Raw genomic sequence first — 26,701 nt, 5'->3', positions numbered from 1 at the left:
ATCAAATAGCTTTATTGTCTAAACATTATACCTCAACTGTGGGGTCCATTCGTATTATATCGTTCAGCCAGAACTTTCTGGTTGAACTTTTTTTATTTAGATCTTCATAAATCTTTTTATGGACGATTTGAGAAAGCTCTATGAAGAAATAAGCGAAAGGTTAACAGAAGTAAAACACCTTGAAATTTCTTCAAGGTGTTGTTTGATTACCCTATAATCATTCAATGCGTTGATTCCTGTCTGTCACTTGGTATTAAAATTGGATTCGGTACAGGTTCGTTTGCTTGTTGTGGATGTGTAAGTCTCTCTTCATATCTACGATTAGCCGCATAAAATTGGTCTTCCAGCCATCCGGCTTGTTCATGTGTTAGTTCCAAAACAAGTTCATTATTAGTGTCATCATAGGCAGTCAGGAGCACATAGCTTTTATTGTCACGAGTGACGTTAGCAACTCTTAGGTAAAGATTTTTGGCTTCCAGTCTTAACCGCATTCCATCCAAGAATATAACCTCCTTAAAGCGTTTTGGTTATTATTCCCTGTAAGAAAAAAAGTATGCAGAAAAGTGAGAGTCCTCATTTTTAAGTTAGATCATGACAGGCTAGAGACCGATGGGGGCTTTGGAAAATACGAAGTATTAAAAGCCTGCTGTAATAAAAAGTTGTGATGAAGACGAATACGTTAGATTATAAGCGAAAAGTAGAAGGATATCGCTAATAGAAACTGACTGTCTACTACATAAAGTATGATTAGAGTCCTTTGATAAGTGTCTAGATTTTAAGGGAATACATGTACAAGTAGCTTTAAAAGAGAATATTTACGTTAATTGTATTAAAATGGGGGAGAGTAATAATAGCGCTGAAAGGAGAGTTCCCAATGAATGAAGAAAAATTATATGAGATAGAGATCATAACAGAGAGAGGGCGGTACGGGAGTGAAGTTCATCATAGCGTTCTCCAACTAATGCTTAAGGCTGACATTGTTACGGTGAGGGGCCAATCGGTACGAGTCGCGGAAACTGAAGTAACAGATGAAGGAATAACAAGGTTTCACGGGAATTTGGTTGACTTATAATGACGATGAAAACATCCAATAGGATTATATTTAGGTTAGTTGAGTAAAACAGTTGATATTAAAAGGACCACACATATTAGACATAACTAATATGTGTGGTCCTAATTTATTTCTTATTAAGCTAACGTCCCTGTTAGTTCAGTAAGAATTCAATTTATTTCCCTGATACTTGGACTGGATAATGTAACCACCTTCACATTGAGTTTTATAGTGTCCAATAATAAAATCCTTTGTATTAATTAAATCTTGGAAAATAGTTGGGATTGTGCAATTCCAGTCCAAATTTTCTACTTTAAGAGGGAAATTATCTTCGTTTGGATTTGGTGTATGAATAAAAACTGCATCAATACCAGCGTCTTCATCATCAATGTGAACCCAAGATTGGTAAGGTTTTTCAAAGGTTTCAAGCTTTTTTAATATATTTTTATATAAAACTATATGTGCCTCAATGTGCTTTCTTCGTATCCTAAGACTGTGATTCCCATATCCAGAAAAATCAAGATGGTTATGCCATAAGTCAAACCACGCATCTTTATCAAATTGTAGTTTACAGGTTTCTAATGCAACTTCTCTCGATAAATTACGAAAATATCGCCTTTTTCCACGGAATTTTTTCAAACAAACCCTCCTATCATCTAATGCTTTTCGTTCTTACATATATTCATTATCTTTATTCAACTAACCTGACCCGTTAGTAGAATAAGATTATAACTTTGAAAAGTAATCTGTAAGCTTTTCATTTTCTTTAGCACGCAATCGCTTATTTTCCTCTTCGAGTTCTTTATTCTTTTTTTCTAATTTTTCAATTCTTCTTTTGAGGGAAGCGATGACGGCGTTTTGATTGTTTTCATCCCGTTTAATCCGAGAGTCCACAAACGCCTTTTCTTGTTGATTTCGCAAGAAATTGATGCGCTCTTTGAGCTCGTGATGGTTGTAAAGCGTCGCTTTGCTCACTCCAGCTTCTGCTGCCACGCTATTAAAGTTAATTGCCTTAGAGTTCTTTGTCAGGCGTTTAATCGCTTCCTCGACCTTAGTTTTGGTTGCTTGCTTTCTCCTTTCATGCAATTTTCTCAATTGCTCCTCACGATCAAAATTAGCCATGCTTATTACCTGCCTTTTTCTTACGTTCTACTTGTCTCTTCATTCGGTCAAATCGCCCAAAAATGACATTTCCATCTTTGATGGTTTTGTAAATGTTTTGGTATCTCTCCAAATTCTTTTCGTTTGCTTTTACCATGTCCTCCCGACCATACTCTTTTGATGCTTCGATCCACTTAGTCGTCGTTTCTATAAGAAGTTCATACTTTTTAACGTCAAAACCCGTCATACCCACAGCTAAATCAAAACAAGGTTTTCCATCGTTTGCTGTGAGACAAGGGGGTTCTGCTGCTAATGGGCAGTTTCCGTTAACTCTAGCTCGACAAGTTCCGTAAGGATTGTCCAATGCGTTTAACTTCTCGTCTTTCCACATCATATCTATGATGTCTTCAGGGATGTCTTCAGCTTCTGAGACCTGATGAATCTCCCCGTTTAGGTCAAAGGAAAATACACCTTGTTTCACGACTTTCTCGAACTCTTTGCGTTTCGTATCATCCAATAAACGGGCGTAACGCATCGTCATTTCAGGAGAAGCATGAGCCAATAACTCCTGCACCGTTAAAATATCGGCTCCGCCATTTAACATCTTTACTGCATATGTGTGTCTAAACTGGTGTGATTTAAAATGAAAGACATTTCCCAATTCATCAGTAATATTCTTTTTGATTGCCAATTCATTAAGTTTGCGTCGCACCCAAGCTTGTGGAAAGGGGTTTCCCTTGCGGGAACCACGATAACGTACGAAGATATATTTACTAGGATTGTTATCATCATTGCTCAGTTCCTTGGAGTTGTGTATTAAAACGGCAATCATATCTGCTAAATTATCATCAATCGGAATTTTGTGCCCCTTTACATAAGTTTTTTCAATGTCGGTTTGAATGGAATATTTACCGTTCAAGCGAACTAAACAGTCTTGTGTTAATCCTAATGTATCGCTGATACGCAATCCAGTTTTAAAAGCAACCCACACGATAGGTTGTATGTCTGGATGAAGGTCGTTAATATATTCAAATAATTGCTCTAAAACCTGGTCGGGAATGTAATCAATATCATCATCTGATTTCTTATCAAGTGTTGGGTAATCCTCGGAATATAGTAGTTTAGAAGTTGGTTTCTCAGGTGCGATACTATAATCAAAGCGTTGAGTATCTTTTATAAATGTATAAAGACGAGTAACATTATCACGAATGTATTGTTTTGGATTAGCACTTTTCTGTTTAGGTTTGTTTTTTGCATAATATCGAAGATACTCCAAATATCTCTCAATATGCTGTCTGTTTAGCCCTTTTAAATCGTTCCATTCAGGCTCTAATTCACTAACGAAATTTAAAAACATAGGAACTGTTCTTAAATATATAAGAGATGATGACCACGAAAATTTTCCTCCTCCTAGTAGTCTAGTTTTGATATATTTTTTAACCCACTGTCTGAAAACAACGTTTTTAATTCTTTTAAAGTCAATATAATAATCTGTTTTTGAGGTGTTATAATCAATTCCATAATTGGCATTTAACACCCTAACATCCCATCTATCTTTCTCCCATTCTTCACGAGTGTCCGTTAGATTGAATAATTTCTCGTAAAGGGAACGGAAGAAATAGGCTAATGGTGTTTTGCTCTCGTATTCACCATATTTGATATTTTTGTTTGTTTGAATTGTTTTTACACCTTTGTTATTTAACCACCAAATCCACTCTTTCTCAGTTTTCTCAACATCTAAATCAAGCAGGGAACGTAGGAGAGGATGCTTTTCATTAAGAAACAAAAATAATTTGTTTGAATATACTGCGTAGTTACCAAAAAAGCTGCTGAAAGTCAGTTCATCGTTAAACAACTTATGATAGAAAATAAATTTAATTTCTAAGCTAATGGCATGGTTTTCGATAGAAAACTTTACATTTTTACCTTTTCTTTTGTATCTCTTGAATTGTTCGTGAAAGTTTGGGATTTGACCGATATCAGTTACATTCCAAACGTCCTTGACTAAAAAGTAATTATCTTTCACAACTCTTCTTGTTACTTTTCCATCGTTGGAAATATCTTTAACCTCGTAAGAGGAGAGGGTGGAAGTGATTAAGTCCCAATACTCGCTTTGTGGAAGTGAATTACTTGCTATGATTTTATCCAATGGCTTTCCTCCTAAAATACCAATCTAGTTAAAAAGGAACTGCTCCATCAGGAACACCTGATTGAAAGCCTTCCTCCTTGTTCCCTTTGCTTCGCCCAATCTCAAAGGCATGAGAAGCCTTCTCCCAATCCTTGCGGATTTCATCTTCGGAAGGGTGGATATACAGGTTCATTGTTGTCTGGATTTGCGCATGACCTAGACGCTCTTGCACCATCTTAATGTTTTTCGTTTGAAGGTAATAAATCGTACCGTGAGTGTGGCGGAACATATGCGGAGTAATATGTATGCCTGTTTTCTTCTCAACCTCTTTGAAGGTCGCATAGACATCCGAATAGGTAAGGGGCTGCCCAGCATTCTTTCCCCAAATCTTCACAAATACAAAGTTATGGTCTGGATTATAGTCATCAAGCACTTCGTATAAATAATCATCATACAAATCCATGAGTCCTTGAGAGATGTCTAATCTTCTCTCGCCAGTCTTCAATTTGCCCCCGTTTGGCAGTTCGCCTCTGTCTGTCAGTTGGATTTTGTGTTTCCTTTGTTTGGCATCAAATTGAAAGTCTTCGAGAAAAAGAGAGAGGACTTCTCCAATACGCAATCCACTTTCAAAGAGCAGCCGCACCAAAAATTTATCCCGAATGTTTGTAGTAGAATGATAAATTAATTCAACTTGTTCTTTTGTAAATACTTTTACTCTTTCTCTCGGTTCATCTAATTTAAGGATATTTTTAGATGTTGGTTTTCCTTCATTTACATGATGTAAGAAGCCCTTGTATCCACTTCCACCAGCACTTACAAACATTTTTTTCATGAGTTTTTCAACAACGTCCGATTCAACTAAATCATTTCTGTACAGGTAATCATAAAAGGAGGTAACTACCGTAAGGTAATTGTTTACTGTTTTTTCGCTTCGTTTAGCTTTTGTGGTTTTATGAGGTACAACTTTATTACTCTCATATGGATTTCTAAGCCAAGCAACGAAGTTGGATAACACCTCAAAGCTTACTTGCTGATAATCAGTCTCTATTTGCTCTAGATATGTAAAATAATGCTTCAAAGCTGTACAGTACGTCTTTAATGTATTGCTGCTGCTCTCTCTGTTGTGGAGGTGTTTCATGTACTTTGCAACAGGCTTAACAGGCAACCCATTTGTATCCAGGAGAAGGTAGGCCTTTCTATTGTCAATAGATATCTCTTCCACTCTCATAAGTAAGAACACTCTCCCGTTAATGATTATTTTTAATAGTAGTTCTACCCATAGCGACTACCGTTATTGTTGTTTTCTTAAGGTCCTCGAACCTAACGGTTCTGCGGAGTGCTATCCTCGCACCGAGGCTTTGTCCCCTAACAACCAAACTAATATTCTTATCTATAATTACATATTATACAATTTAAACTATCTTATCAACCATTATTTTTTAATAGAATACGTAAATAAAAAAGGATAATTAGCCCCTATAATGGACTAACTATCCTATGGATTATTATCTTAATTTAAAGCAATTGGGTGTTTTTTTATGTAGAGAGATTTTTACTGAGTAATGTCAGCAAAGAAAAAACAAAGAGGAAGGATTGATCAATTATAAGTAAGTGTGATTGCACGAACCCTGTCTTTTTCAAGACTTTTTTTCAACTATAGAAGCAAGTTAAATCAAAAAAGCCCCCTTTTAAGCGGGGCTTTAGCGGCGCTATCCATTTGACAACTTATATGGATACTCTATTTAGCTGACTAAGTATTCTTTTAATGCTTGTTGCAGCGTGCCCCATGTTTTAGTGGCATGATCAAAGGAGAGTCCTTGATGGATCATTTTTCTCACGACTTCTGCTCTTAAGCCGGTAATGACTGTTTTACATCCCATCAAGGCAGCCCCATTGATAACTTTCATTAAATGGTCAATGACCTGAGGTTCCATATCTGCAATTCCCGATAAATCCATGATTAAGACTTGGATGCGGGATATCCCAATCTCAGTTAGAACCTTTTCCTCAAGGACTGAAGTTCGAAAGATATCAACCGAACCGATCAAAGGCAAAATACAGACTGAAGCATTGATTGGAATGATGGGAACCGATAGATTTTCTACCAACTCTCTCTGAGCGTTGATCAGGGAATCCTGTAGAATAATTAATAAAAAAAGTATTTAAAAATGTATCAACTCGGTTATTAACTTCCTTTTCCAAGCGGAAAAAGTTCAAAGCCGCCTGTTTATCCGCTAATTCGTTATACTGTTCTATAAAATTCCACAGAGTCCTGCGGATGGCTTGCACCCACTCTAATTTAAAGGATAGAGTGAGAGAGTGAGTAGCCCACGCTATCCCTTCTTGTTTCGCAAATAATTGAAGTTCTTTTTCTTTTCCTTCAATAATATAAACCACTAGCTTATGGGCATTTTTTATAAGGTCAATGTTCCCGATTGCTAGAATTTCATCGATTTTATCTTTTACATTGACAGCCTCAGATAATAGCTTCTCTTCAAATTCCTTGCTGTTTTTTTCAAAGAAATCTTTTAGTTTAAATGAATGTTGAGACACTTCTTTCACTTTATACTCCCCCTTTATGTATAACTCCACGAAACCCTCTACCACATTCTTTTATTTCTTAAACCATATTCTTTAAGAAAGATTGAAACTTTAGATTTTAGTAGTTGGCGCAATTATAGGGAGTATTTTTAGTATTTATCCGTCTTTTACTCTTTAACTTAAGAAAGGGAATTAACTATATTCATTTGTTTTATGCAGTAAACAGGCTGATTGAATGGCCAGGAGCCCTGTAAAATCAACAATGTATAAAATCCTGTGTAGAGAAAAAGCCAGGCGAAGAAGGAAAACTCTGTTCCTGAAAAGGATTTGTTTGTGCGCTGGCTTCCTATTTGTGATGTTATGTGAACTATTGATGTATAGATTATTCATTCTATATTTTGGGGATCGCATCAACTGACGACTAGTTTAGTTAGAGAAGAAAAACTGATAAAATAACATCAAATCTGGTCTAAAAGGTGTTGTTATATTTGGAACAATTGAAGGTATATAAACTTTCTTATTTTCCAATATTGGCTTTCATGTTAACTGGTGGAATCATGCTTTTCTGTTTTTTCTTTATGGGACTTAAAGACATTCTTTCAAATATATTTTTCGTTATTATAGGACTGTTTGTTTCATTAGTATTCCTCGGATATTCTATATACCTCTTAAGAAAAAGAAGACAAGGTAAGGGATTTTATTGGGATAGTGAAGGGGTTGTCATTGACCTACAAGGAAATAAGGTCTATTGGGATGAGATTGAAAGTATCCAATATTCTAATGTAAAAGGATTGAAATCCACTGTGATCTATCCGCATTACACCCATCACGAAAAGATTAGAAGCCGTCGTAGAAAATGGATGCCAACTACTGCACATTCAATCGATTGGTTCTATATTGAAAAGCCAAAAAAATTTCATAAAGATTTAATGAGAGCCTGGGAGGAAAAAAACAGTTAAATGGATTACCTTAATTCCGATATTGTGGAGGAATGTTATCACGTACTCTGTAAAAAAGTGATTAAAATCTTGAAGGTTTAGCATTATTAAATACAACAATAATTAAAGCAATGCTACACTGATCATAATATTCTAGGGAGATGTTTATGAAAAAATTTTGGAGAGCGTTGGGTTCTGTTATTATCCTTTTATTCGCAATTTTACTTAGCCTAATATCCTGTATTAATCTTGTTAGTGGTGGACGTACAGGCTTAAAAACAGAGAAAATCGAAAAGAATATAGAAAAATTAAAACAGTTCTCATGGTTTAAAGAATTGTATGAAAATGAACAACATCATCGCTCTTTTTTTGTAAGCTTAAAAGTAAGGGGATATTTGGAAAGTTCTATTCGCGTAAACCGACTTAAAAGGAGTAAGAGGGAACAGGAAAAGTTTATTCATTTATTAGAAGAAGTAGCTGAACTTCGTATAAAGAATAAGTAGAATAGTTTATTTCACAATCGGGCGCTTTAATTGAACGAGCAGCAAAAAGGATCTTCCAGCCGAGATCCTTTTTTAGTACCGATATCGGAAGTGATAATAGTTCATTATTAGGTTAGGAGAAAAATGTACCTTATGAAAAGTATTGAGGAACTGATACGGGATTTAAGCTGGAATCATTCACAAGAAGTCCAGAATATGGCTATAGAAAAGCTTTCAAATTTAAGTGGAAAAGATGTCATTCTAATAGCAAAACATTCAGATGTATGTAGTAAGGAATGTTGGCAGAATGCCTCCGTAGTATTAAAACAAATAGGTTATCCGAAGAATCAAGAAGCATTACCATACCTTATGGATTGGTTCCAAGATGATAATTGGTCTGGGGTTAGTACCATAACGGAATTATTAAAAGAGATTGATCCGATTGTACTCAAACCACATATAGAGAAGGCGATGCTGCGAGTAAAAGAAGAAAACGATGAGGACTGGGCCTTAGGTATATTAAAGTTTCTAGATGAATTACAAATAACAAAAATGTTTGAAGATAGTTTTATAAAAGAATTAAGAGATATCTTAAATGGAAACTGAATAAGTAACTTCCTGTATCGATTGTTATGTAAATAAAGAAAGCTCCCTAACTTGAATAACCCTAAACAGAGACCCCCAAAAGCCTGTACTATGAATTGAATATGGTACAGGCTTTGATGTATAACACACTTTAAATAGTCAATATAATGCTCGATACAGGAAATGAATAAAGCTTTATAGTGGGGTTTATTTTTTTCTCTAAAATTATTATTTCAGTTTTTCTTTTCCTTTTTCCAACCAGTCAACAGTTATTGTTAATTCTTTTGTTTTTGACGTTACTACTTTATTTATTTGTTCAGCATCTGGAGTAACCTCTCCTTGCTTGTTCAGAGTATATTCACTTCCGCTCAAACCGCCCTGTTTCGTCTCTATATTGTATCTTAGATGTTCTAACACTTTTGGATTGCTGCCTTTAAACTTTAGATAGATAGATAGATGGAGCAATTCTTTTTTTCGTAGACTCTGTTGTTTGTCCTGTATAAACTTCAGTTCTCCAGCTTTCTCCCTCTCCTTGAAATAATAAATCTTCATCTTTGTTCGAATTATATGCTCTAAACATAAAAACTACACTCATAACCAACAAAAAACTAAATAGTTATTTTTTCATTTTAAATCACCTTTATATATTTTTATAGCGATTTTACCATATAAAGGAATACAAATGGTTGATCGTTACAAGTGAGAATGTCATAAATTCATAGGGTCTACTACTAGAAAGATATGCGACAAAGTGGAAGAGTTTTGGGGGAAAAGCTTAAAATAAATACATACAGCTAACCCTATTATTGAGAAATCAATAAAATATAATGGATATTTAGTAATATCTGTGTTATCGAAATTCTTAAAGGGTATCAGTTATTGATTTTGCGGTACAATACCCTCTAAAAAAGATATAATTAGAAGAAAAACTTTCTCCAATATATTTGTTATTAAAGGCGGGATGAATTGAAGAAAAACAGAAAAAAAGTATTTCTATTTGTTCTATTGATGTTTCTTTTCATACTAATTGGAGGCATCAGTTTATTCCATTTCGCCCCTGCTGAATCAGGATATATCGCTAATGTTTTTAAAAGCAACGGAGGAACAACCGTCTTAATTGCTGACGATCTTTCTAGTGACCAAATGCCAAAGGAAAAGCTTTTTGCTACTCTTGAAAATGAAGGTACAATATTTCAATTGCCCTGGTATGTTCCAGATCACCAGCTAAAACTCGGTCAAAAGGTTAAAGTTTATTTCAATGGAAAAGTGTTTCTTACGTCACCTGGACGAGCTGATGCATATTGGATCAAAGTAATTGAATAGATATGTTGGAATGTAAAAATAAACTTAATTATTCAGGAAGAAAGTGGGCGTGGATACAGTTATACTGATTGAAAATCCTGTTTTTGGCATTTTTTCTTCAGCTATAGGGGAGTTTAGTGCAATATGGGATGGTTTTTGTTGAAGTTCATATATTAAAATTTTGAAAAACATATAAGGAGCTAACTCAATGGATAGTAATTTTGGTAAATACGATGTACCACCTACACTCCAAAGATTAATTGACTTACAAAATGCTCTTGGTGACCTTGAACAATTTTACCTTGGGCTTAATTTTTACCTTTCTCTTGAGAACTTCAGATATTTTAACACACCAAGTGATGTGGTCGTATTTGGAAATATGGGTGTAGACGGTGTTCATTATGGATTCCTTACTGATTATAGTTCTGTAACTGATCTTGAAATAGCACCTATTGTTTGCATTTGTCCAATGGATTTTGAACGTCCAACACGTATAGTGGCAAAGAATCTATGTGAATTTTTAAGAGTTAATTTGACTGACGGTGAACTGTTCTATAATCAGTTTAATAGTGAAGAGAGTTATTTAGCCGCTAGAGATCAATGGGCTGCAGAGAGGGCTAACTCCCCATATCAACCATCTGAAAATGAAAAGTTAGTTCGGGAGAGAGTCACAACGCTTTTAATGGAGAATCTCCAGATACCTACTGTTGACAATCCGTATCGTTACGTTCAAAACGTCCAATTGGAGCGGCAAAGAAATATAAGTATCCAAACACAAGAGGGACTGGGCGTTACCACTCCACTTCTTCAACATGAAAAGCATATACCATTCCCGATTCAAAAAGACACAGGTCCTGATTTGGAGTTGTTGCAGGAATACCTTTATTCCGCACCAGTTGCCTCACGACTTGCATTATTTAGGAACATTCAGCTTAATGATGTCTTGCAAAACAACCAAGAACTGTACAAAATAGTGATTGATGCAATGATCAATATGGAATTTATCGATGAAGCCAACCGATTATCCAAAGATATTTAAACTGCAGTCGTCTTGTAATTGACGGTTTTATTTATGATAATTTGCTTCTTCAACTAAAGAGTAGCAAGAGTTTAATAACGGAGTAGTTTAGTGTAACAAGATAAAACATTTATTTAAAACTAATCGCATTAAGTAATAATAGGGTCTATTAAATTTATCAATCTTTATAATAAAAATCATAAGAGTGATTTGAAAAAACGCTGCCATTATGCAGCGTTTTTAACTTATCAATTTGCTCTTTGTTTAGTTCTTCGTTCATTTGAAATAATAAGCATGCAATAATTTTTCTTTATTGTAATTTTCCTCTTAGTTGTTCCGCTGCAGACAAAGCTTTCAAGTCTTGATCAATATCACCTGGTCTGTTTCCTTCTCCAATAATATATCCTTCAAATGTTGTCCCTATAAAGTCAAAGATATGTTGAAACTGCTGAATCATTGGTAAACCTTTAATGTATGGATTATCTCCACCCACTGCAATGACATATGCTCTTTTTTGAGACATTTGTTTTTTAAAGTCGGGATATTGTTTGTCTCTCAAAGTCTGGGACCAACGATCAATAAAGTTTTTTAATGTTCCTGTCATGCTATACCAATAAATTGGGGTAGAAAAGATAAGGATATCATGAGGAAGAATGAGATCGATGATGAAGTTGTAATCATCTTTGACTTCGGAAAAACCCTCCTCTGCATGTCGCTTATCTCTTATAGGTTCAATTAAATAATCTTTCAGATATATTTCTTCTACATCTAAGCCTTGAGTCGCTAACTTTGTTAATGATTCTGCATTCCCGTTTGGGCGGCTTCCACCGTAAATAACTGCAATGGTCATTTTGATTAACTCCTTTTCTTTGAAGATTTCTACTATTGTCCTTCGAATATGTATATCTTATAATAAGTTGATAAATCGATAAAGACGATTATTTCGATTGAATAAATCGAAAAAAACGATTTCAAAGAGGCTGATAAAATGGAAATTAAACAATTGATTACTTTTAAACATGCCGCAGAAAATCTAAACTTTACACAAACTGCGAAATTATTAAATTTTGCACAATCAAGCGTTACGGCTCAAATTAAGAGTCTTGAAGACGAGATTGGCAAACCATTATTTGAGCGTTTAGGAAAGCGGCTGATCTTAACAGAAGCCGGACATCAATTTAAAAGATATGCTGAAAAAATGATTAGTTTAAGCGAAGAAGCCATTACGGCTGCAAACGGAGAAGAGGAACTAACTGGTACTCTAACAATAGGGGCTCAGGAGAGTCAGTGTACCTATCGATTACCACCCATTCTTAAAGAGTTCAAGGCTGCATTTCCAAAAGTAAAGCTAGTATTTAAACCTGCACATTCTGATGAAATGGCGAGAAAGCAGCTTATGGAGGGGTTATTAGATGTTGCTTTTATTATGGATAAAAGGAAACCGGAAGGATCGTTAAGAGTAGAGCAGCTTATCCAAGAGGAGTTAAAACTAGTTGTCACATCAAACCAATCTACATCAGCGTTTTCAATAGATGATCTGAAGAATGAAACTCTTTTGCTTACAGAGGCTGGATGTTCTTATCGAAACATGTTCGAGGAATCCCTACATTCTCTTGGAATATACCCATTAGATAAAATAGAATTTGCTAGTATAGAGGCTATCAAACAATGTGTAATTGCAGGATTGGGCGTGGCACTACTGCCTGAGATGGTAGTAAAAAAAGATATCGAAGAGGGGCGAATGAAGGAGCTGCCATGGAAGTCTTCCTCATCTTCGCTTTATACTCAAATTGCTTGGCACAAGGATAAATGGATGACACCACCTTTAGATGAATTTATTGGCTTAACTCGTAAGATGTTTCTGTCTGTATAATATAATTTTTTCACTTCATGTTAGGAGAGTGAAAACAAGTTCATTCCCTAAAAATGGCAGATGTTTTTAGGGGTGTCTACAAAAAACAGTTGTATAGTATAAGTGAAATGTTAAATTTTGTATCGTCAAACTAACGAACATTTCAATTCAATTAGCCAAACATTAAAGAGGAGGGGGCTTTTGAAAAAATATATAATTATAACGACCTTGGTATTAGGAAATGTATTATTATTTGGATGTTCAGATGAAGAAAAAAGTATTATCACGCATCCAGATTCTTCATTAAATCAACAAACATCTTTAGAAAAGAAATATACGAAAGAGGATGCAATGACAACGTTTAAGTCAAATAAAGACTTTAGCGACTATGAAATCTCTGATTATGTCCTAGTGAAAGATGATAAAATACCAATGCTAAAGGCCGTTATCTCTTTTTACGATAAAAAGAATAATAACAGTAGCAATCTGGCTTTTATTTACGATGATATGAGCCATGAAATATGCTTTGCGGTAAATGAAGTAGATGGTGTGAAAACTTATGAAATTACTGACAACAGCCAGTTAACCTATGTTGGTGATGGTGCAGTAACGCTATCCATTCGCAATATAGATACGAATGAAGTCATAGATTATAAAATTATTTTTTCATTTGAAGAATCCACCTCTACGTCTAATTTTAAGGTTCTAGCAGAGAAACCTACAAAATGAGTAAAAGGGTAGTTTATTTTTTTATTGAATATTTGAAAAGCGAGATATTAATCGTATGGCGCAAATCACGAAGTCGAATATTAAAACTATGAAGTAAGAAAAGGCAACTCCTTGTCATCTATGTCCTCGGTAAAAGAAATCACATAACACGGCTCTCCTGCTCTGTGTTTTAAATCTTTAGCTTAAAGAAGTCACCTTTTTTAATGCCTATAGCGGGAATTACATTATTGAAAAGAGAACTTATAATTTCTAACCAAAAAGCTTTGATTACTATTATGTTAGCAACTTTATCATTTAAAATAAAGGTCTATTCTCAATAGGATGAACATCCATGAATGCCAGGTAAACAAATCAATACATCTTCGCCAAAGACTGATCCATCAGTTCCTCATTCGCCTTAACCTCATGACTATTCACATTATCAACGCCTCGATACATATACTTTGTGCTTTGCTAAAAATTAAAAACGAAGAGGGCGGTCGGTGTATGGTATTACCCACGGTGGTGGTAGTAAGTATCGATAACTTCAGCTTTAAACATATTGGTCAGCATATACTCGCCGTTTTCTATATCTGCTAGGTACTTGCCAGTTTTATATTTCTTAACAGTTTATTTTATTCGAAGAAACTAGAGACAACTGGATGATGGGCCTTCCGCTTTAAATAAGGGCTTGTCTCAGCCCCTCTTTCTATAACCTATGCAGTAAGAAAAGAGGATGGAACGGAGAAAATAAACAGTAAAAAAGGAGGGACGAAAATGAGCAAAATGAACTTCGAAAAATCTGATATTGAATGGCTTGAAGAAAGAACAATCATCCTAACAACTACTGGCAGTTATGCTTACGGCACAAACACTGAGTCATCAGATAGAGATTATAAAGGTATTTGTATCCCTCCTGTCGAGTACTATTTAGGCTTAGAATCTTTTAATGAATACAATACGACTGGTGGCAAGAACTTTAAGAATACGAAAGATGATGTAGATGTGACCATTACCCATATAAATAAATTTGTTAAAGATGCCATGTCAGGGGTGCCTAACAACATTGAAATTCTGTTTGCAAGACAAAAAGACTACTTAAAGATCACGGACTTAGGACAGCAATTGATTGATAACCGACACTTATTCTTATCAAAAAATATTCAGAAGAAGTTTGGCGGGTATGCATATGCCCAAATTCAGCAATTGAAGAATAAAAAAATAAGTGACACTGAAAAACAGGATTCAGTTAAGCATTCTGTTTATGATACCAAATTGTTTATGCACAGCATCAGACTTCTTACGAGTGCAATTGAAATTCTTGAAACCGGTGATTACAATGCATTCCGTCCTAATAGGCAGTTACTGCTTGACTGTCGGAATGGAAAATATTCTTTTGAAGAGGCAATCGAAATGATCAAAGTGTATGACAACCAGCTAAAAACTTCTCTAGAAAAATCACCACTTCCGGAGACGCCTGACTATAAGAAAATAAATCGCCTGTTGATAGAAATTAACCGAAAAGGCTTGCTTCTGTAGTAAACAGTATGCGAAGAAAATACCGAAGGGAGAATCGACGTGATCGAAGAGGTCATAGACGAGAAACGAGCGGTCGGCCACATTGAAAGGAAATTCCTCAAGAACTAACACTTCTATATAGCACTGGAAGAAGTGACCCTCCTTTGGTCCATGAAACAAGTGAAAAAGTTCCATGAAATGTGGACCATGGGCTTCTCGATAGAAGGTAAGCATGATAAAGATAGCTGCTTCATCAAAACAAAAAGGAAGGCCACTCCATCGGATATCAACTTGACTTTCAATCATGATTTATTGATAAAGGATGCAATTGACATTTACAAAAAGTAACGAAAAAACTCTTACAACCTATTATTTGTAAGAGTTTTTTATGTCAAAGCAGGACGAAACTGTTCAGTAATCAAAAATTTCTTACTAAATGAACGAGGCATGTTAGTAGCTGGTTCATTAAAAGAGAGAAAAGTAAATACTTCAGAGAAACAAGCGCTTCGAATGAACCTAAGTAAAAATGAATAAAGTTAATTAAAACTACACACTTTATATATGTACTATATTTCAATCGGAGGTTTTTAAAATGTTACAAAACATAAATCATGAGGATAATGATCAAATTACGAATACAGCTGGGGCTTTTCAATCAGATGGTCGAGATGTTGAATTCTCACAGGAGCTTGCTGATAAGGATGATCTAGTTGCTCAAGAACGTTCAAAAGCGGCAGATCGAAGAGCAAAAGCAAGAAAAAATAATAACCAGTAATATTCCTTCCGCTAAAGGTTGCAGTTTAGTTAAAGCAACTTCCATATTATTAAAAGATGTAACTAGCTGATACTACAGGTAAAGTTTGGAGGCGGTCACATGGTTTCGCTATTGTTCTTTGGGAATCTAAAAGAAAAACGAAGAGAGAAAAAATTCCAAAGGGGAATGTGTCCCGACTGCTCAGGAAGAGGATTTTTTTCTTCAGGTTTTGAATCAGTTTATGTCCAAGATTGTAGCGCTTGTTTGGGTACAGGAAAGGCTATAAGGGATTCTTAGTTAGTCATTTTCAACGAATGGGTGCTATAGTTAAATAAAGAGAGAGAAAGTCAGCGGAAGTTGCTGGCTTTTTTTTATGCGGTAGTGGGACAATAACACGACATAAAGAAGGCAATAAATCAGACTTTTAGAGAAGTCTTTTTTATTGCCTAAATTATTTGTTCTTCTAGAACATAGGTTTCGTAAAACTTTTCACTGTGTATAAACGTTGCAATGATACTAAGGTCAACATTATGGAACACAAACGAAAATTTCCTTACTCCACACCTATAGGAGGAATTTGTCATACATGAAAGGAATAATAATGATACGAGGTTATATCAGTGGGGGTGGAACTATGAAGAAAAAAAAGTGGGCCACAGTAAAAGGCGAGGGCGGCAAGGGAGGAGTATTAGTATTGGGGGAGAAGCCGGACAAACTTCCGGAAACCGCTTTTATATCTCTTACTAGGGGAGAAAAATTGAATTTTATCCAGCTTTTTGTTAATTACGTCTTAACATTGATGGTTATGAGTCAAATGAAAAAATCGCCTGGGCTTATCTATGCAGAATTGCATGGAGAACTTCAAAGAGGTAAGGGGAATGGGCAAACCATGACGATTTGGGATGGTAAGTTAATGCCAAAATTCCGTAATAAAAGTTCTCATGGGTTTGCAATGAAGTTTTTTGGCTGGGTAATTCACCGGAGAAATACGAAAACGTATTACCTCACTTATTTAGCAAAAGGGAAAATACCCTCGGCGACAGAGGCTGCAGATATAATGAGAAAATATGGTAAATTTTACAATGGGGGAAAGCTCGCAAGAAAAGCAACTCCTCCAAAAACGGAAGACATCATATCTTCTTAATCTATCATACTAGGCAACACAGTACCTATTCAATAGGTGTATTTTTTATGTAAAGGAAAGGGATTGTGAGTAGGGGATTGCTTGGAGATGATGCCTACTTCGTTTAAAAAATAATTAAAATGCTCTAATGAAAGAGGCACTTGTTCTTTCTAAAACTCTAAAAAAAAGGTACAGACTTCTTTATAATCAACAGGAACAAGATTCTCACACATAGGGTGAAACTGCCCAGTAAAACTAAATATGTCAATAAAGAGAGGGGCTCAGTGCCTTGTCAGATATAATTGAAGAAAAAGAAAAAAGCTCTATCCGCTGAAGAAAGAGCTTATGTTTATTCAAAGACCTAGTATTTACCGATTATTCAGCTGGACTTTGGTTCTTATGTTTCTTATACGATAACCAATGAGTGCTTAACTGCCTATGCCTGTTGAAGTAGAAGGGAAGTTGAGTATACTGAAGGTTGATACTGATACTAAGACTTTGTTTTACGAGTATATTGACAGACCTTTAACTGTTGAAAAAAAATGGATTTACTTCTGAAAGACAATGAAAAGATAAGAGAACATCAGTCCCGTATAAAACAAGCACTCGATGATTTAATCTTTGGAGGTACTACATAATGGCAGAATACGTAGGACAACGAATTATTGATGAAGCATACATATACGATTACGTCATTTCAAAGCATCCGGACCTTAAAGAAGGAATCGACGCTTATTTAATTTCTGAGGATCATGAGGATTTAATTACGGCATAGATATAGGGTGCTTAAAGAAGAATTTTGATATTCCCCCATTTCAAAATCATGGTAAATTCAACTAGGGGGGATTAACGTAAATAAAATAGGGGGGATTAATGTGAATAAAAAAGGAATTTGGATAGGGGCTTTATTAGCAGTGGGTATCTACTCTTTGTCTAGTTTCGTAGAACAGTCGTTTGATAATAAGGCAATGAAAGCTTACGATGCATTAGAGCATGATTTTGAAAATAGAGTACCAGTGGATGAAATGGATAAAGATGCTTTGGAATGGATTCATGATACAACGCTAGCTATGGAAAAAGATCCCTACTCATATAGTGATAGAGAGAAATCTATAGTTAATAATCTGGGTGTGATGGTGGATAGGATTGGCACAATAAATAGTCTGGACAATCGTGATCGTAGTTTAGAGGAAGAATATTATAATGCGCGGCACTCCGTTATACGGGCTTTGTTTGTAGGAGAAGGAATTTATTTAGCACCTCTAAAATAATTAAAATTTGAGTGTATTTTTATAATAAGGTAGTAAATATTAATTAAGGGAGAGAAAGGATTGAAAACTAAAAAACTATTAAAATTTGTAGTAGCATTTATTGTAGCTTTAAGTGTTTTGCTGCCTTTTGCATTTAATGCAGTAAATGCGGCAAATTCTACCGCGACTATAAATGCAACTACCTTAAACGTGAGAGAAAAACCATCGACAAGTTCTAAGAAGTTAGGTTCTTTAAAAAAAGGAATAAAAGTTACTGTTCATAACAAACTTAAAAGCGGATGGTCAATGATCACTTATAAGAAGAAAAAGGGATATGTATCAAGTACATATTTGGCTTTTGAATCTGATAATAAAACATGGAATGGTAAATATAGTCATGCTTCTTCTGGCACAGGTATTGGATCTGATCTAATTATAAGTAAGCAAACTGCAAGGTCTTTTGATTTTATTATCAGTGAATATGAAAGAATAGAAGTAAATGGTTCACGGCTTTACAAAATGAGGAACTTGAAAGGGGTAGCGAAATTAACAAATGGTAAAGGATATTATAGTAAGGGAGGCTGTAATATTGAATTTGAATATGTAAATAAAAATAAATTATATACCAATGTTAGTGGCTCTTGTACAGTTGGTTATAGCGGAGATGAATCGAACAATTCTCCTGATGAAAAAATGGGGTATATTAGATAATAAGCTGATGATGAAAATAGTTAGAATTTTCAGATTTTACTAGGTCCGTCTTTTTATTTTATATGAGGGATGAAGTGATGGAATCATTACAACGAATATGTGCAGCATTTACTGGAGCTTTGTTTACACCGATTTTTGAAAGTTTATATGGTGAAGGAGAAATCGTTCACGCGATAATGAGTGCTGTTGTATTTTTTATTATGATGGATTGGATTAGCGGAACGTGGGCATCTAAAAAAGACACGTCATATGCAAGCAAGTACGGAATTGATGGGCTCTTCCGTACTTTTTTTATTCTTCTATTACCCGGTGGAGGTCACTTGCTGATGCAGCATTGGAATTGCCAGGTATTTTATTTGGTCTATTATCATTCGGGATCTTATACTACGTGATTCAATCCATGATAGCTAATAGTATTCTTGCTGGATGGGGAGAATGGGCTCTAAACAAAATAACAGAGTGGGTAAAGTCGGAGTTAGAAGCAAAAGTAAGTCGAGCTGAGGGGCGAAAAGGACAGAAACGATTGGGAGGAAAAGATGATGGAGAAAATCTTGGTGCTTGATTTTGGACATGGCCTTCCAGATCTAGGAGCAGTTAAATATGTAAAAGAATATGAATGGACAATGAAAATTGGTAAGGAGATAGCCAAACGATTACCAACTGATATCAAGGTAATTTATACACGTACAACAGACAAAGCGATTGATCCACATAAAAGTAAGGATTTGAATGCCCGATTTGATATTTCAGATAGAGAAAACGCCGGTTTGTTTGTCAGCATTCATTTAAACGCTGGTGGAGGTACAGGTTACAAAACACTCGTATATTTACCAAATAAAGCTGGAAATATTATTCATGCGGAGATTGCCGAAGTTCTTGTTAAACATGGAGTAAAAGATAGAGGAATTAAAATTCGTCCTGATGTCCGCGTATTAAAGGGTACAAAAGCGCCGACGATTCTATTAGAATGCTTATTTGTGGATTCAGCAGCCGATGTAAAGAAATTAAAAGACATCGGATTCTTTAATAATTTTTGCCAGGCAATCGCAGATGGGATCGCGAAATTCCTGGGAGTTATTTCTTCTAAACCTACTCAATAGGTTGAAAGAAGGCGGGGACATAACCTGGTAAGAAGGAAGGCTACGAACTTTAAAAGTATTAGATAAAGGAAAAGAACTTATTGCTGCTAATTAATAAGCCCTTCTCACGAGAGAGGGGCTTTTTATAGTTTAAGAGTTTAAGTTAAAATGTAAGTCTACAGCTTGAACATACCCTGGGTTAAATCTAATCATAACTGATTTTGTGCCAGCAGGAACTTTCGGGAAAGTTATATTTCCTTCCATTGTTTTATTAGCGGGCATTCCCCCAGAAGAAACGTACGAAATTGTTTTTAAATAATCATCAAAGTCTGTACCGCCTAAACTTTTATTATCTGCATATAAGGTCCAATGTGACTCATCAAAGTAAAAAGAATAATTTTTTGGAGATTTATTGGTAACTTTGATTCGAGCAACTGTTTTATCGTTTACTTCTTCAATTGATTCAATTGTAACTACCATATAAAAACTATAATCCTGATTTATAGAAGTAATAGTGTAGGGCAATTCGCTTTTTTTGATGATTTTTTGTTCATTATGGGGTGAACTGCTTTTAATTTTGGCAGCCATGGTTTTAGAGTCATAATCAACTTTCGCACCTAACAGTTCGGCTGTATCCCTCAATGGCACATAGGTTGTCCCATTTAAATACAAAGTGCTCTTTTTCACCTTTTTACCGTCAACTTCTAATGCAATACGATTTTTATGTACTTCCTCTTTTTCTACGGTTGCCATATCTCCGCGTGGAGTTTTGTAAGACTTGACAACAGTTCCGGCGTAGACGCCTGATCCGAACAAACTAAATGCTAACGTACCTACTGCAATTTTTCCAAGCATTTTCTTCTTCATTTCCTTATCCTCTCCCTTAGATGTAGTTCTGCAAGTCTGGTTCATAATAACTATACCATCAAAAACTTTACGCTTTCTAGAAAAAATTTCACGAATTGAAAGTTTTACCCACAAAAGATTATCTAAGATATGTTGCAGAGAATATTAAGAGTTAGTAAAGTTTGAATACATATACAACTACCATCTTAATGAATAGAGGCTGGTTTTATGATTAATAAAAAGATAAACAAAGTTCCTTCTAAAAAAGAGTTTTTTATTTCCAGTGTTTCTTCCAGTTTTTAAGCAGTATGTGTCTTAAACACGCCATGACACGATTAATTGAAAATAATCCAAACGACATTGAGTTTTACATCCTGGATTTAAAAAGAGGGCTAGAGTTTGGTCCTTACGAGAGATTGAAGCAGGTGAAAAAAGTCGTTGCCAATCCAGAAGATGCAGCCTTATTGCCAGATAAGATGCTAAAACAAATTCAAAACGAATACGATATGTTCCGAGCAAATAACTGGTCCAATGTTGTTGATACGCCAATTAAAAAGCGGAAATTCATTATTGTAGATGAAGCGGCACAATTGGCACCGGAAAAGTGGATGGATAAGGAAATAAAAGCTCTGCTGTCATTCTGTCAGGCGAAGTTATGTGAAATTGCTCGGTTGCGGGTGCTTTGGGTTATCGGCTTCTCTATTGCACGCAGTATCCAACAGCCGATACTGTGCCACGGCAAATCAAGCAGAATGCTGATGCAAAGCTGTCTTTTAGGCTTTCTACAAGCATTGCCAGTAAAGTAGCGATTGATGTAACAGGAGCAGAAGAACTGCCGTCAGACTTCAAAGGGAGAGCCCTATATAAAACACATGAAGTCATAGAAGTGCAGGCACCTTTAATTGATAATAAAGAAATGATGGAGCGGCTGCAAAGTTATATCATGCCGAATGTTGTTGCTGTGCCGCCTGCTGGAAAAGAACTTCAGCCCGAGTTAACCGTCATCGAGAATAAAAAGGAAAGCAAAGGGGAGAGCGTGCATGTCCACACTTCTAGTGAGGAAAAGGGAGAGCCAAGAAAGGATCTTATGCAGTTTAGGAAAGTTGGGGTTCGCAACTAGAGAGCAGCTGCAGGAGATTCATCCATTAGGCCAAAAGAGAAACGCCTTGAAAGTCCTGCAAAGCATGTCACAGTGGCTTCATACTCGCCGCCATCCAGAAAGAGATTGCGCCAATGTGTACTATTTAAATAAAGAAGGAAGACAGATGATCGGATGCGAGCTGGAGAGGAAATATACAAGTGAAGTGGAACACTATCTAATGAGGAATGATGTGTTCATTCACTTTAATTGTCCGGATGATTTTGAAACGGAAGTTGAATTGGTGTTCCAATTACATGGAGTAGAAAAAGTCGTTCATCCAGATGCCCATTTTTCTCACGGAGATAAATTCTGCTTACTGGAAGTAGATCGTACACAATCAATGGTAGAAAACAAAAAGAAGCTCGTCCGCTATGCCGAATTGATTCCGGTATTCAAAGAGCAATTTGCTTATCCACCGACAATTATCTTTTATACACTAACAGAGAGTCGAAAGGAGCGTCTGCAGCAACTCGCTAGGGAATACGGAGTGAAAATAGAAACGATGAGCAAAAACGATTTAAAGATGGTCTAAGCCGTCTTTTTCATGCTAATTTAGATAAAGTGTTTCTTCATAAGACATCTTGAGATAAGATAATAAGTGAGTGATCTCAATAGAGAGCTGCATAATCAAGGAACTGATTTGGTTCAAAGAAAAGTTGGTGACCAATTGGTGACCAAACTCGTCACCAGCCCTCTGAAACCACCTAAAATAATCAGAATAGAAACACATTAAACCTTGACACAATCGTATTTCTAGAGAGATAATAAGACATAACTTGAATAGGTAATCCTTCGGGGCGGGGTGAATAAAATCACCTTTGCCCCGTTTTTGTTATGCTTATAAACGTTGATATATCAATGTTTTTGAAGATGTAAATTTTTTATGAGGTGCGACTTGTTGACGAGATTGTCAGGATTGAACTTATCAAACTTTTCCGCCGTCGCCATAGAAGCTCTTTTTGTAATGTGACCATAGATGTCATTGGTAACTCTCGACGAAGAGTGGCGTGCCCTTTCTTGGATAGCTCTCATGTTTTCTCCTTCCTCGATGAGGAGAGTAACCATTGTATGGCGCAGGTCGTGAAGACGGATATTAAAATTGTGTTTTTTTCTGATCTTCCACCATTTTTGAGTAATCGTCTGTGGATGAAATCTTTCGCCAACCCCATTATGGAATAGGTACTGGTTGTTTCCACCTTTCCATTGATCATCAATTAGTTCGCGTTCCTTTTCCCAATTCTCTACATAAGCTCTAAGTTCGTCCATATACCATTGTGGCATAGTCAATTCATCGGATCGTCCCGTCTTCGTTTCTTTGAGTGTTGCTCTTCCATTTACAGAAATGACGCTTTTATTAATGGATAGGGCGTTCTGTTCCCAAATAATATCAGTGAGTTCCAGAGGGACCACTTCGCCGCGTCTAAGTCCACCGATTAAAGCGGTCAGGAAAATCATTCGCCAAGTAGGAGAGAGATTTTCATATAACCATATAATTAGTTGGGAAGCTTGATCCTGATCAAGGAAACTCATTTCTGTTTTCTGGGTTGGTGGCCGTTCAATTTCCTTCATCGGATTGTCCTTAATGACTCGCCATTCTTTAGCAGTCGAAAAGATGTTTCTTAACGTCTTGTCTATCTCATACATAGTATTAGGGGAGAGACCTCCTGGTTTGCCATCTTTTCGAGCACCTTCTCTTGATAAAGCATCATAGAAAGTAACGATCTGCATAGGATTAATTTGATCTATTTTCTTATCCTGGAAATAGGGGATAATATGGTTCCTTAAAAGGTTTAATCGCTCGGTTAGTGTTTTGATCCCTAGTTTTTTCTTTCTTATTCGTCTTCCATTTCCGTCATAACCGAGTTCTACAAGGAGACGAAAAGAGTTCTTTCCGCGTCGTTCAATACTTGCCATGTTCTCACTGCTTTATTACTATCATTCCGTTTGCTTATGTATCATTCCATTAGCATGCGGCTACAAATAGTGTTCTTGAGCTTCGGTCACAGCCTGCCAAAAATACAGACTTTCTCTTTGTTGCAGCCATCTTTCTAGTCGACGAGCGGCAAAAGAAAATTCAACAGTAAAAGTTCGTGCTAGTAAGTAAATTACTTCTTGTTTCCGCCAAGGGAAATCTAATTGTTCCATCATAAATGTAGGAATACAAAAGTGTAGGGCAAAGTTATTAGCCTGCCACTCTTGTAATTCGATAAAGGGAAGAGGGAGGCACATTTGATTGCCGCAATGTCGTAATAAATGCCCTAGTTCTTGGCCGAAATCTTGCCATTGGGCTTCTGGGGTTAGGTGCCGATTGATAAGGATGAGAGGATTTTCAGACATGTGAATAGTTTTACTGGCACCGTTTATGTATTCCACATCTACACCTAGTCGACTTGCAATCAGTTCCATATTTAAGTGTTCAGGTTCGTAGATGTGAATAGATTGATATAAAGAAAAAATATAATCCTCCAATCTTGTAGAATAGGCCATTGACTTCACCTCAACAATTATCCAGAACGTACGTTCTTTCTTGGGCCATAGTAAAACCCCAATCAGTAGAAAGGGGAAAGTGAGGAAGTAAAACATTTCCTCCATGAGAAAATAGTACCACGTTCGTGATAGAATGAAAAGACATTGAGGAAGAGTTCCTGCTTTTACAAAGACACAGAAGATGATGAGAATGTCTATGGGAACTAACGAAGTAAAAAGTTTAAACTAAAATAAGCGCGGGGGGTTGAAAAATATGAAACAATTGGGGACGCTATACTTTTTCTGTGGAAAAATGGGAGCTGGAAAATCAACTAAATCAAAACAATTGGCGGTAGATAAACATGCGGTACTGTTGTCTGAGGATGAATGGCTTTCATCTCTTTATTCCAATCAGATTGCATCATTCGAAGACTATCTAAAATTCTCAGCGCAGCTCAAGCCGTTGGTGAAAAAGCATGTCCAAAACATATTAAGTGTCGGTACAAATGTAGTGATGGATTTTCCAGCTAACACTCAAAAGCTGCGAAAGTGGTTTTTGGATATGGCGTCAGAGGTCAATGCAAGCCATCAACTAATTTTCCTTAATCTAAATAACGAGCAATGCTTACGTCAAATTGCACAAAGGCGTAACGAACAACCAGAAAGAGCAGCTTTTGACACGGAAGCAGTGTTTATTCATGTTACTAAATTTTTTGAAGCTCCAGAGGCATCCGAGGGTTTAAATATTTTAGAGTTTAGCGGAAAAGAATAACAAGGAGTTCAATATTCGCCTTAACCTCATGACTATTCACATCATCAATGCCTCTCGTATACTTTGTATTTTGTCAAAAATCAAAGGTGAGAAGTAAAATGTAGTTGTATTCGAAAAAAATAAATAACTTTTATATATTCCTCATATTTTCAATCCAGTATGTTATACTGTAAACAACCTTTGAAGCTTTAAATCTTTTTCTATTACCTTGTACCATCTCCCTACTCGAACGTTGAGTAGGGTTTTTTATTGAGTATTATACAGAGGACATAAAAAAACAGGCCCTATATAAAGAGCCTGTTCGTATAATCGATTTAAGATTAAGCAACTTTTTGAACGTTAGCAGCTTGAGCGCCACGAGGACCTTGCTCAACGTCAAACGTTACTTTTTGACCTTCGTCTAAAGATTTGAATCCTTCACTTTGGATTGCAGAGAAGTGTACGAATACATCGTCTCCATTTGCACGTTCGATAAAGCCAAAACCTTTATCTGCATTAAACCATTTAACTGTACCTTGTTCCATTTTTGTTGCCTCCTAGTGCGTTACCACACATTATATTACTATCCTTGCCCAAAGTATCATCAAGACGAAAAGTCGATATTCATACTATCCTTTACACCGAACAAAAATAATTCTTCTTTATCGTAACAGGAAACGGAAAAAATTGCAAATTAATATTTTTGTTTTAGTCGTGGTATTATTTGTTAAATGTGTGGATACAAGTGCAGAAGCGGTAAGTAAAATAGAAAATGTCAAGAATTCTTCATCGAATTTGTAACATGGTCTAAGATGCCTGTTAATAATTATGGTTTGAAAACCTCGTGAAAATGAATCACGAGTGTCTTTAAACCTTTTTCTTTGCTTAATATTACTTCAACAATAATTTTTACGGTTATTGATTGTTAAAGATTTCTTTAAAAAGCTCAGCTGTTTCTTGTTCAAGTGCAAGGTATTCTCTTAAAAGCAGTTCACAATCTAAATAAACCGATTCCCATAGGGGGAGCAGGGAGAGAGTTTAGCCCGATAAAGAGCTGGGTATAATCTTCGTACGCCCTTTGTATCCCGGTTGGCTCTGCTAATAAAGATTTAATTGAGGCTGAAATTCGTTTCGTATTTCCATTAATTTCACAGAGAGATTGGAAAAACGATTCACTTAACAACTTTTGAAAAGGATCCTTAGCTAGAGGGCAAGATAAACCAAAATGAATGACGTCATTCATAACCAAGCTTGTATGAAAAAGCGATTCAAAAGAGGGCGATTCTAATTCTTCTAGGGCAGCCATATCCATTTCCCTTTTTGATTTTCTTTCCTGAGTTAAAAACAGTCCATAAA

General features: G+C 35.9%; 33 protein-coding genes and 1 pseudogene. 21 read left to right on the top strand and 13 right to left on the bottom strand.

Annotation, left to right across the window (positions count from 1 at the left end; genetic code table 11):
* Positions 1-221: 221 nt before the first annotated feature.
* Positions 222-500: a hypothetical protein gene (locus tag AC623_RS10870; protein ID WP_049662446.1), complete on the bottom strand. Its 279-nt coding sequence runs from the start codon at positions 498-500 to the stop codon at positions 222-224.
* Between the two features lie 374 nt (positions 501-874).
* On the opposite strand from AC623_RS10870, the gene AC623_RS10865 reads away from it, so the two are divergent.
* A complete protein-coding gene (locus tag AC623_RS10865; protein ID WP_049662445.1) occupies positions 875-1,072 on the top strand; it encodes a hypothetical protein in 198 nt (65 codons plus the stop codon).
* A 138-nt stretch (positions 1,073-1,210) separates the two neighbouring features.
* Here the strand turns inward: AC623_RS10865 and AC623_RS10860 are convergent, their stop codons facing one another.
* The 5 genes and pseudogenes from AC623_RS10860 to AC623_RS10840 form a co-directional block, all read right to left on the bottom strand.
* On the bottom strand, positions 1,211-1,690 hold the full coding sequence (locus tag AC623_RS10860; RefSeq protein ID WP_049662444.1) for a hypothetical protein: 480 nt from the start codon (positions 1,688-1,690) through the stop codon (positions 1,211-1,213).
* A gap of 87 nt (positions 1,691-1,777) precedes the next feature.
* Positions 1,778-2,173 (bottom strand): DUF6262 family protein, encoded by a 396-nt coding sequence (locus AC623_RS10855; RefSeq protein ID WP_049662443.1) that lies wholly within the window; start codon positions 2,171-2,173, stop codon positions 1,778-1,780.
* Positions 2,166-4,301 (bottom strand): tyrosine-type recombinase/integrase, encoded by a 2,136-nt coding sequence (locus AC623_RS10850; RefSeq protein WP_049662442.1) that lies wholly within the window; start codon positions 4,299-4,301, stop codon positions 2,166-2,168. Before AC623_RS10850 ends, AC623_RS10855 begins: the two co-directional genes overlap by 8 nt.
* Before the next feature lie 28 nt (positions 4,302-4,329).
* On the bottom strand, positions 4,330-5,508 hold the full coding sequence (locus AC623_RS10845) for a tyrosine-type recombinase/integrase (protein ID WP_049662441.1): 1,179 nt from the start codon (positions 5,506-5,508) through the stop codon (positions 4,330-4,332).
* A gap of 514 nt (positions 5,509-6,022) precedes the next feature.
* Positions 6,023-6,842, bottom strand: a pseudogene (locus AC623_RS10840) (STAS domain-containing protein).
* A 467-nt stretch (positions 6,843-7,309) separates the two neighbouring features.
* Here AC623_RS10840 and AC623_RS21950 point away from each other — a divergent pair.
* The 3 genes from AC623_RS21950 to AC623_RS10825 all read left to right on the top strand — a co-directional run bounded on the left by AC623_RS21950 (position 7,310) and on the right by AC623_RS10825 (position 8,847).
* Entirely contained in the window at positions 7,310-7,780 is a 471-nt protein-coding gene (locus AC623_RS21950; RefSeq protein ID WP_231603475.1) for a hypothetical protein, read from the top strand.
* Positions 7,781-7,926: 146 nt separating this feature from the next.
* Positions 7,927-8,262, top strand: a complete 336-nt coding sequence (locus AC623_RS10830; protein WP_049662440.1) for a hypothetical protein — start codon at positions 7,927-7,929, stop codon at positions 8,260-8,262.
* A gap of 132 nt (positions 8,263-8,394) precedes the next feature.
* Positions 8,395-8,847, top strand: coding sequence for a DUF5071 domain-containing protein (locus AC623_RS10825; protein WP_049662439.1), 453 nt, complete (start codon positions 8,395-8,397; stop codon positions 8,845-8,847).
* 207 nt (positions 8,848-9,054) lie between these two features.
* On the opposite strand, the gene AC623_RS10820 is transcribed toward AC623_RS10825, so the two are convergent.
* A complete protein-coding gene (locus AC623_RS10820) occupies positions 9,055-9,378 on the bottom strand; it encodes a hypothetical protein (protein WP_049662438.1) in 324 nt (107 codons plus the stop codon).
* A 414-nt stretch (positions 9,379-9,792) separates the two neighbouring features.
* Between AC623_RS10820 and AC623_RS10815 the strand changes: the two genes are divergently transcribed.
* Together AC623_RS10815 and AC623_RS10810 are read left to right on the top strand one after the other, a co-directional pair.
* Positions 9,793-10,149, top strand: coding sequence for a DUF3221 domain-containing protein (locus tag AC623_RS10815; protein ID WP_049662437.1), 357 nt, complete (start codon positions 9,793-9,795; stop codon positions 10,147-10,149).
* Positions 10,150-10,336: 187 nt separating this feature from the next.
* Positions 10,337-11,167, top strand: coding sequence for a hypothetical protein (locus AC623_RS10810; RefSeq protein ID WP_049662436.1), 831 nt, complete (start codon positions 10,337-10,339; stop codon positions 11,165-11,167).
* 289 nt (positions 11,168-11,456) lie between these two features.
* Here AC623_RS10810 and AC623_RS10805 read toward each other — a convergent pair whose 3' ends face one another.
* Entirely contained in the window at positions 11,457-11,996 is a 540-nt protein-coding gene (locus AC623_RS10805) for a flavodoxin family protein (RefSeq protein WP_049662435.1), read from the bottom strand.
* 138 nt (positions 11,997-12,134) lie between these two features.
* On the opposite strand from AC623_RS10805, the gene AC623_RS10800 reads away from it, so the two are divergent.
* The 11 genes from AC623_RS10800 (at position 12,135) to AC623_RS10760 (ending at position 20,162) form a co-directional block, all read left to right on the top strand.
* Positions 12,135-13,019, top strand: coding sequence for a LysR family transcriptional regulator (locus AC623_RS10800; protein ID WP_049662434.1), 885 nt, complete (start codon positions 12,135-12,137; stop codon positions 13,017-13,019).
* A gap of 180 nt (positions 13,020-13,199) precedes the next feature.
* Complete coding sequence (locus AC623_RS10795) at positions 13,200-13,727, top strand: hypothetical protein (protein ID WP_049662433.1); 528 nt, start codon at positions 13,200-13,202, stop codon at positions 13,725-13,727.
* A 756-nt stretch (positions 13,728-14,483) separates the two neighbouring features.
* A complete protein-coding gene (locus AC623_RS10790) occupies positions 14,484-15,245 on the top strand; it encodes a nucleotidyltransferase domain-containing protein (RefSeq protein WP_049662432.1) in 762 nt (253 codons plus the stop codon).
* Between the two features lie 571 nt (positions 15,246-15,816).
* Positions 15,817-15,999, top strand: a complete 183-nt coding sequence (locus AC623_RS10785; protein ID WP_049662431.1) for a YfhD family protein — start codon at positions 15,817-15,819, stop codon at positions 15,997-15,999.
* Positions 16,000-16,612: 613 nt separating this feature from the next.
* Positions 16,613-17,122 (top strand): hypothetical protein, encoded by a 510-nt coding sequence (locus AC623_RS10780; RefSeq protein ID WP_049666528.1) that lies wholly within the window; start codon positions 16,613-16,615, stop codon positions 17,120-17,122.
* A 616-nt stretch (positions 17,123-17,738) separates the two neighbouring features.
* Positions 17,739-17,876, top strand: coding sequence for a hypothetical protein (locus AC623_RS21760; protein WP_197090962.1), 138 nt, complete (start codon positions 17,739-17,741; stop codon positions 17,874-17,876).
* Positions 17,877-17,976: 100 nt separating this feature from the next.
* Positions 17,977-18,372: a hypothetical protein gene (locus AC623_RS10775; protein ID WP_049662430.1), complete on the top strand. Its 396-nt coding sequence runs from the start codon at positions 17,977-17,979 to the stop codon at positions 18,370-18,372.
* 60 nt (positions 18,373-18,432) lie between these two features.
* Complete coding sequence (locus tag AC623_RS10770) at positions 18,433-19,062, top strand: SH3 domain-containing protein (protein ID WP_049662429.1); 630 nt, start codon at positions 18,433-18,435, stop codon at positions 19,060-19,062.
* 77 nt (positions 19,063-19,139) lie between these two features.
* Positions 19,140-19,454, top strand: a complete 315-nt coding sequence (locus tag AC623_RS21945) for a phage holin family protein (RefSeq protein ID WP_231603474.1) — start codon at positions 19,140-19,142, stop codon at positions 19,452-19,454.
* Positions 19,451-19,624: a hypothetical protein gene (locus tag AC623_RS21940; protein ID WP_231603472.1), complete on the top strand. Its 174-nt coding sequence runs from the start codon at positions 19,451-19,453 to the stop codon at positions 19,622-19,624. Before AC623_RS21945 ends, AC623_RS21940 begins: the two co-directional genes overlap by 4 nt.
* Positions 19,602-20,162 carry an N-acetylmuramoyl-L-alanine amidase gene (locus AC623_RS10760; protein ID WP_049662428.1) on the top strand — a complete coding sequence of 187 codons (561 nt, stop codon included), beginning with the start codon at positions 19,602-19,604 and terminating at the stop codon, positions 20,160-20,162. Before AC623_RS21940 ends, AC623_RS10760 begins: the two co-directional genes overlap by 23 nt.
* Before the next feature lie 129 nt (positions 20,163-20,291).
* Here the strand turns inward: AC623_RS10760 and AC623_RS10755 are convergent, their stop codons facing one another.
* On the bottom strand, positions 20,292-21,008 hold the full coding sequence (locus AC623_RS10755) for a stalk domain-containing protein (RefSeq protein WP_049662427.1): 717 nt from the start codon (positions 21,006-21,008) through the stop codon (positions 20,292-20,294).
* A gap of 287 nt (positions 21,009-21,295) precedes the next feature.
* On the opposite strand from AC623_RS10755, the gene AC623_RS10750 reads away from it, so the two are divergent.
* From AC623_RS10750 to AC623_RS10745, 3 genes are read left to right on the top strand one after another with little or no spacing between them, the layout of a single operon-like run.
* The gene (locus AC623_RS10750; protein WP_156187028.1) at positions 21,296-21,793 is read left to right on the top strand and encodes an FtsK/SpoIIIE domain-containing protein; all 498 of its coding nucleotides are present in this window, start codon (positions 21,296-21,298) and stop codon (positions 21,791-21,793) included.
* Complete coding sequence (locus AC623_RS21475; RefSeq protein ID WP_156187027.1) at positions 21,718-22,107, top strand: cell division protein FtsK; 390 nt, start codon at positions 21,718-21,720, stop codon at positions 22,105-22,107. The genes AC623_RS10750 and AC623_RS21475 overlap by 76 nt, the downstream gene beginning before the upstream one ends.
* On the top strand, positions 22,091-22,660 hold the full coding sequence (locus AC623_RS10745; protein ID WP_049662426.1) for a replication-relaxation family protein: 570 nt from the start codon (positions 22,091-22,093) through the stop codon (positions 22,658-22,660). The genes AC623_RS21475 and AC623_RS10745 overlap by 17 nt, the downstream gene beginning before the upstream one ends.
* A 323-nt stretch (positions 22,661-22,983) precedes the next feature.
* Here the strand turns inward: AC623_RS10745 and AC623_RS10740 are convergent, their stop codons facing one another.
* A complete protein-coding gene (locus AC623_RS10740; RefSeq protein ID WP_049662425.1) occupies positions 22,984-24,042 on the bottom strand; it encodes a site-specific integrase in 1,059 nt (352 codons plus the stop codon).
* Positions 24,043-24,102: 60 nt separating this feature from the next.
* Positions 24,103-24,615, bottom strand: coding sequence for an ImmA/IrrE family metallo-endopeptidase (locus AC623_RS10735; RefSeq protein WP_082174540.1), 513 nt, complete (start codon positions 24,613-24,615; stop codon positions 24,103-24,105).
* A gap of 253 nt (positions 24,616-24,868) precedes the next feature.
* On the opposite strand from AC623_RS10735, the gene AC623_RS10730 reads away from it, so the two are divergent.
* Complete coding sequence (locus tag AC623_RS10730) at positions 24,869-25,366, top strand: AAA family ATPase (RefSeq protein ID WP_049662423.1); 498 nt, start codon at positions 24,869-24,871, stop codon at positions 25,364-25,366.
* Between the two features lie 320 nt (positions 25,367-25,686).
* Here the strand turns inward: AC623_RS10730 and AC623_RS10725 are convergent, their stop codons facing one another.
* Together AC623_RS10725 and AC623_RS10720 are read right to left on the bottom strand one after the other, a co-directional pair.
* The gene (locus AC623_RS10725) at positions 25,687-25,890 is read right to left on the bottom strand and encodes a cold-shock protein (protein WP_049662422.1); all 204 of its coding nucleotides are present in this window, start codon (positions 25,888-25,890) and stop codon (positions 25,687-25,689) included.
* Positions 25,891-26,336: 446 nt separating this feature from the next.
* Complete coding sequence (locus AC623_RS10720; protein WP_049662421.1) at positions 26,337-26,651, bottom strand: hypothetical protein; 315 nt, start codon at positions 26,649-26,651, stop codon at positions 26,337-26,339.
* Between the last annotated feature and the right edge of the window lie 50 nt (positions 26,652-26,701).

It is taken from the genome of Bacillus sp. FJAT-27231 (genome assembly GCF_001183975.1).
In the GTDB taxonomy this organism is placed as follows: domain Bacteria; phylum Bacillota; class Bacilli; order Bacillales; family Domibacillaceae; genus Pseudobacillus; species Pseudobacillus wudalianchiensis.
Note: the sequence above shows the minus strand (reverse complement) of the source record. Positions and strands in the feature narration are given on the sequence as shown.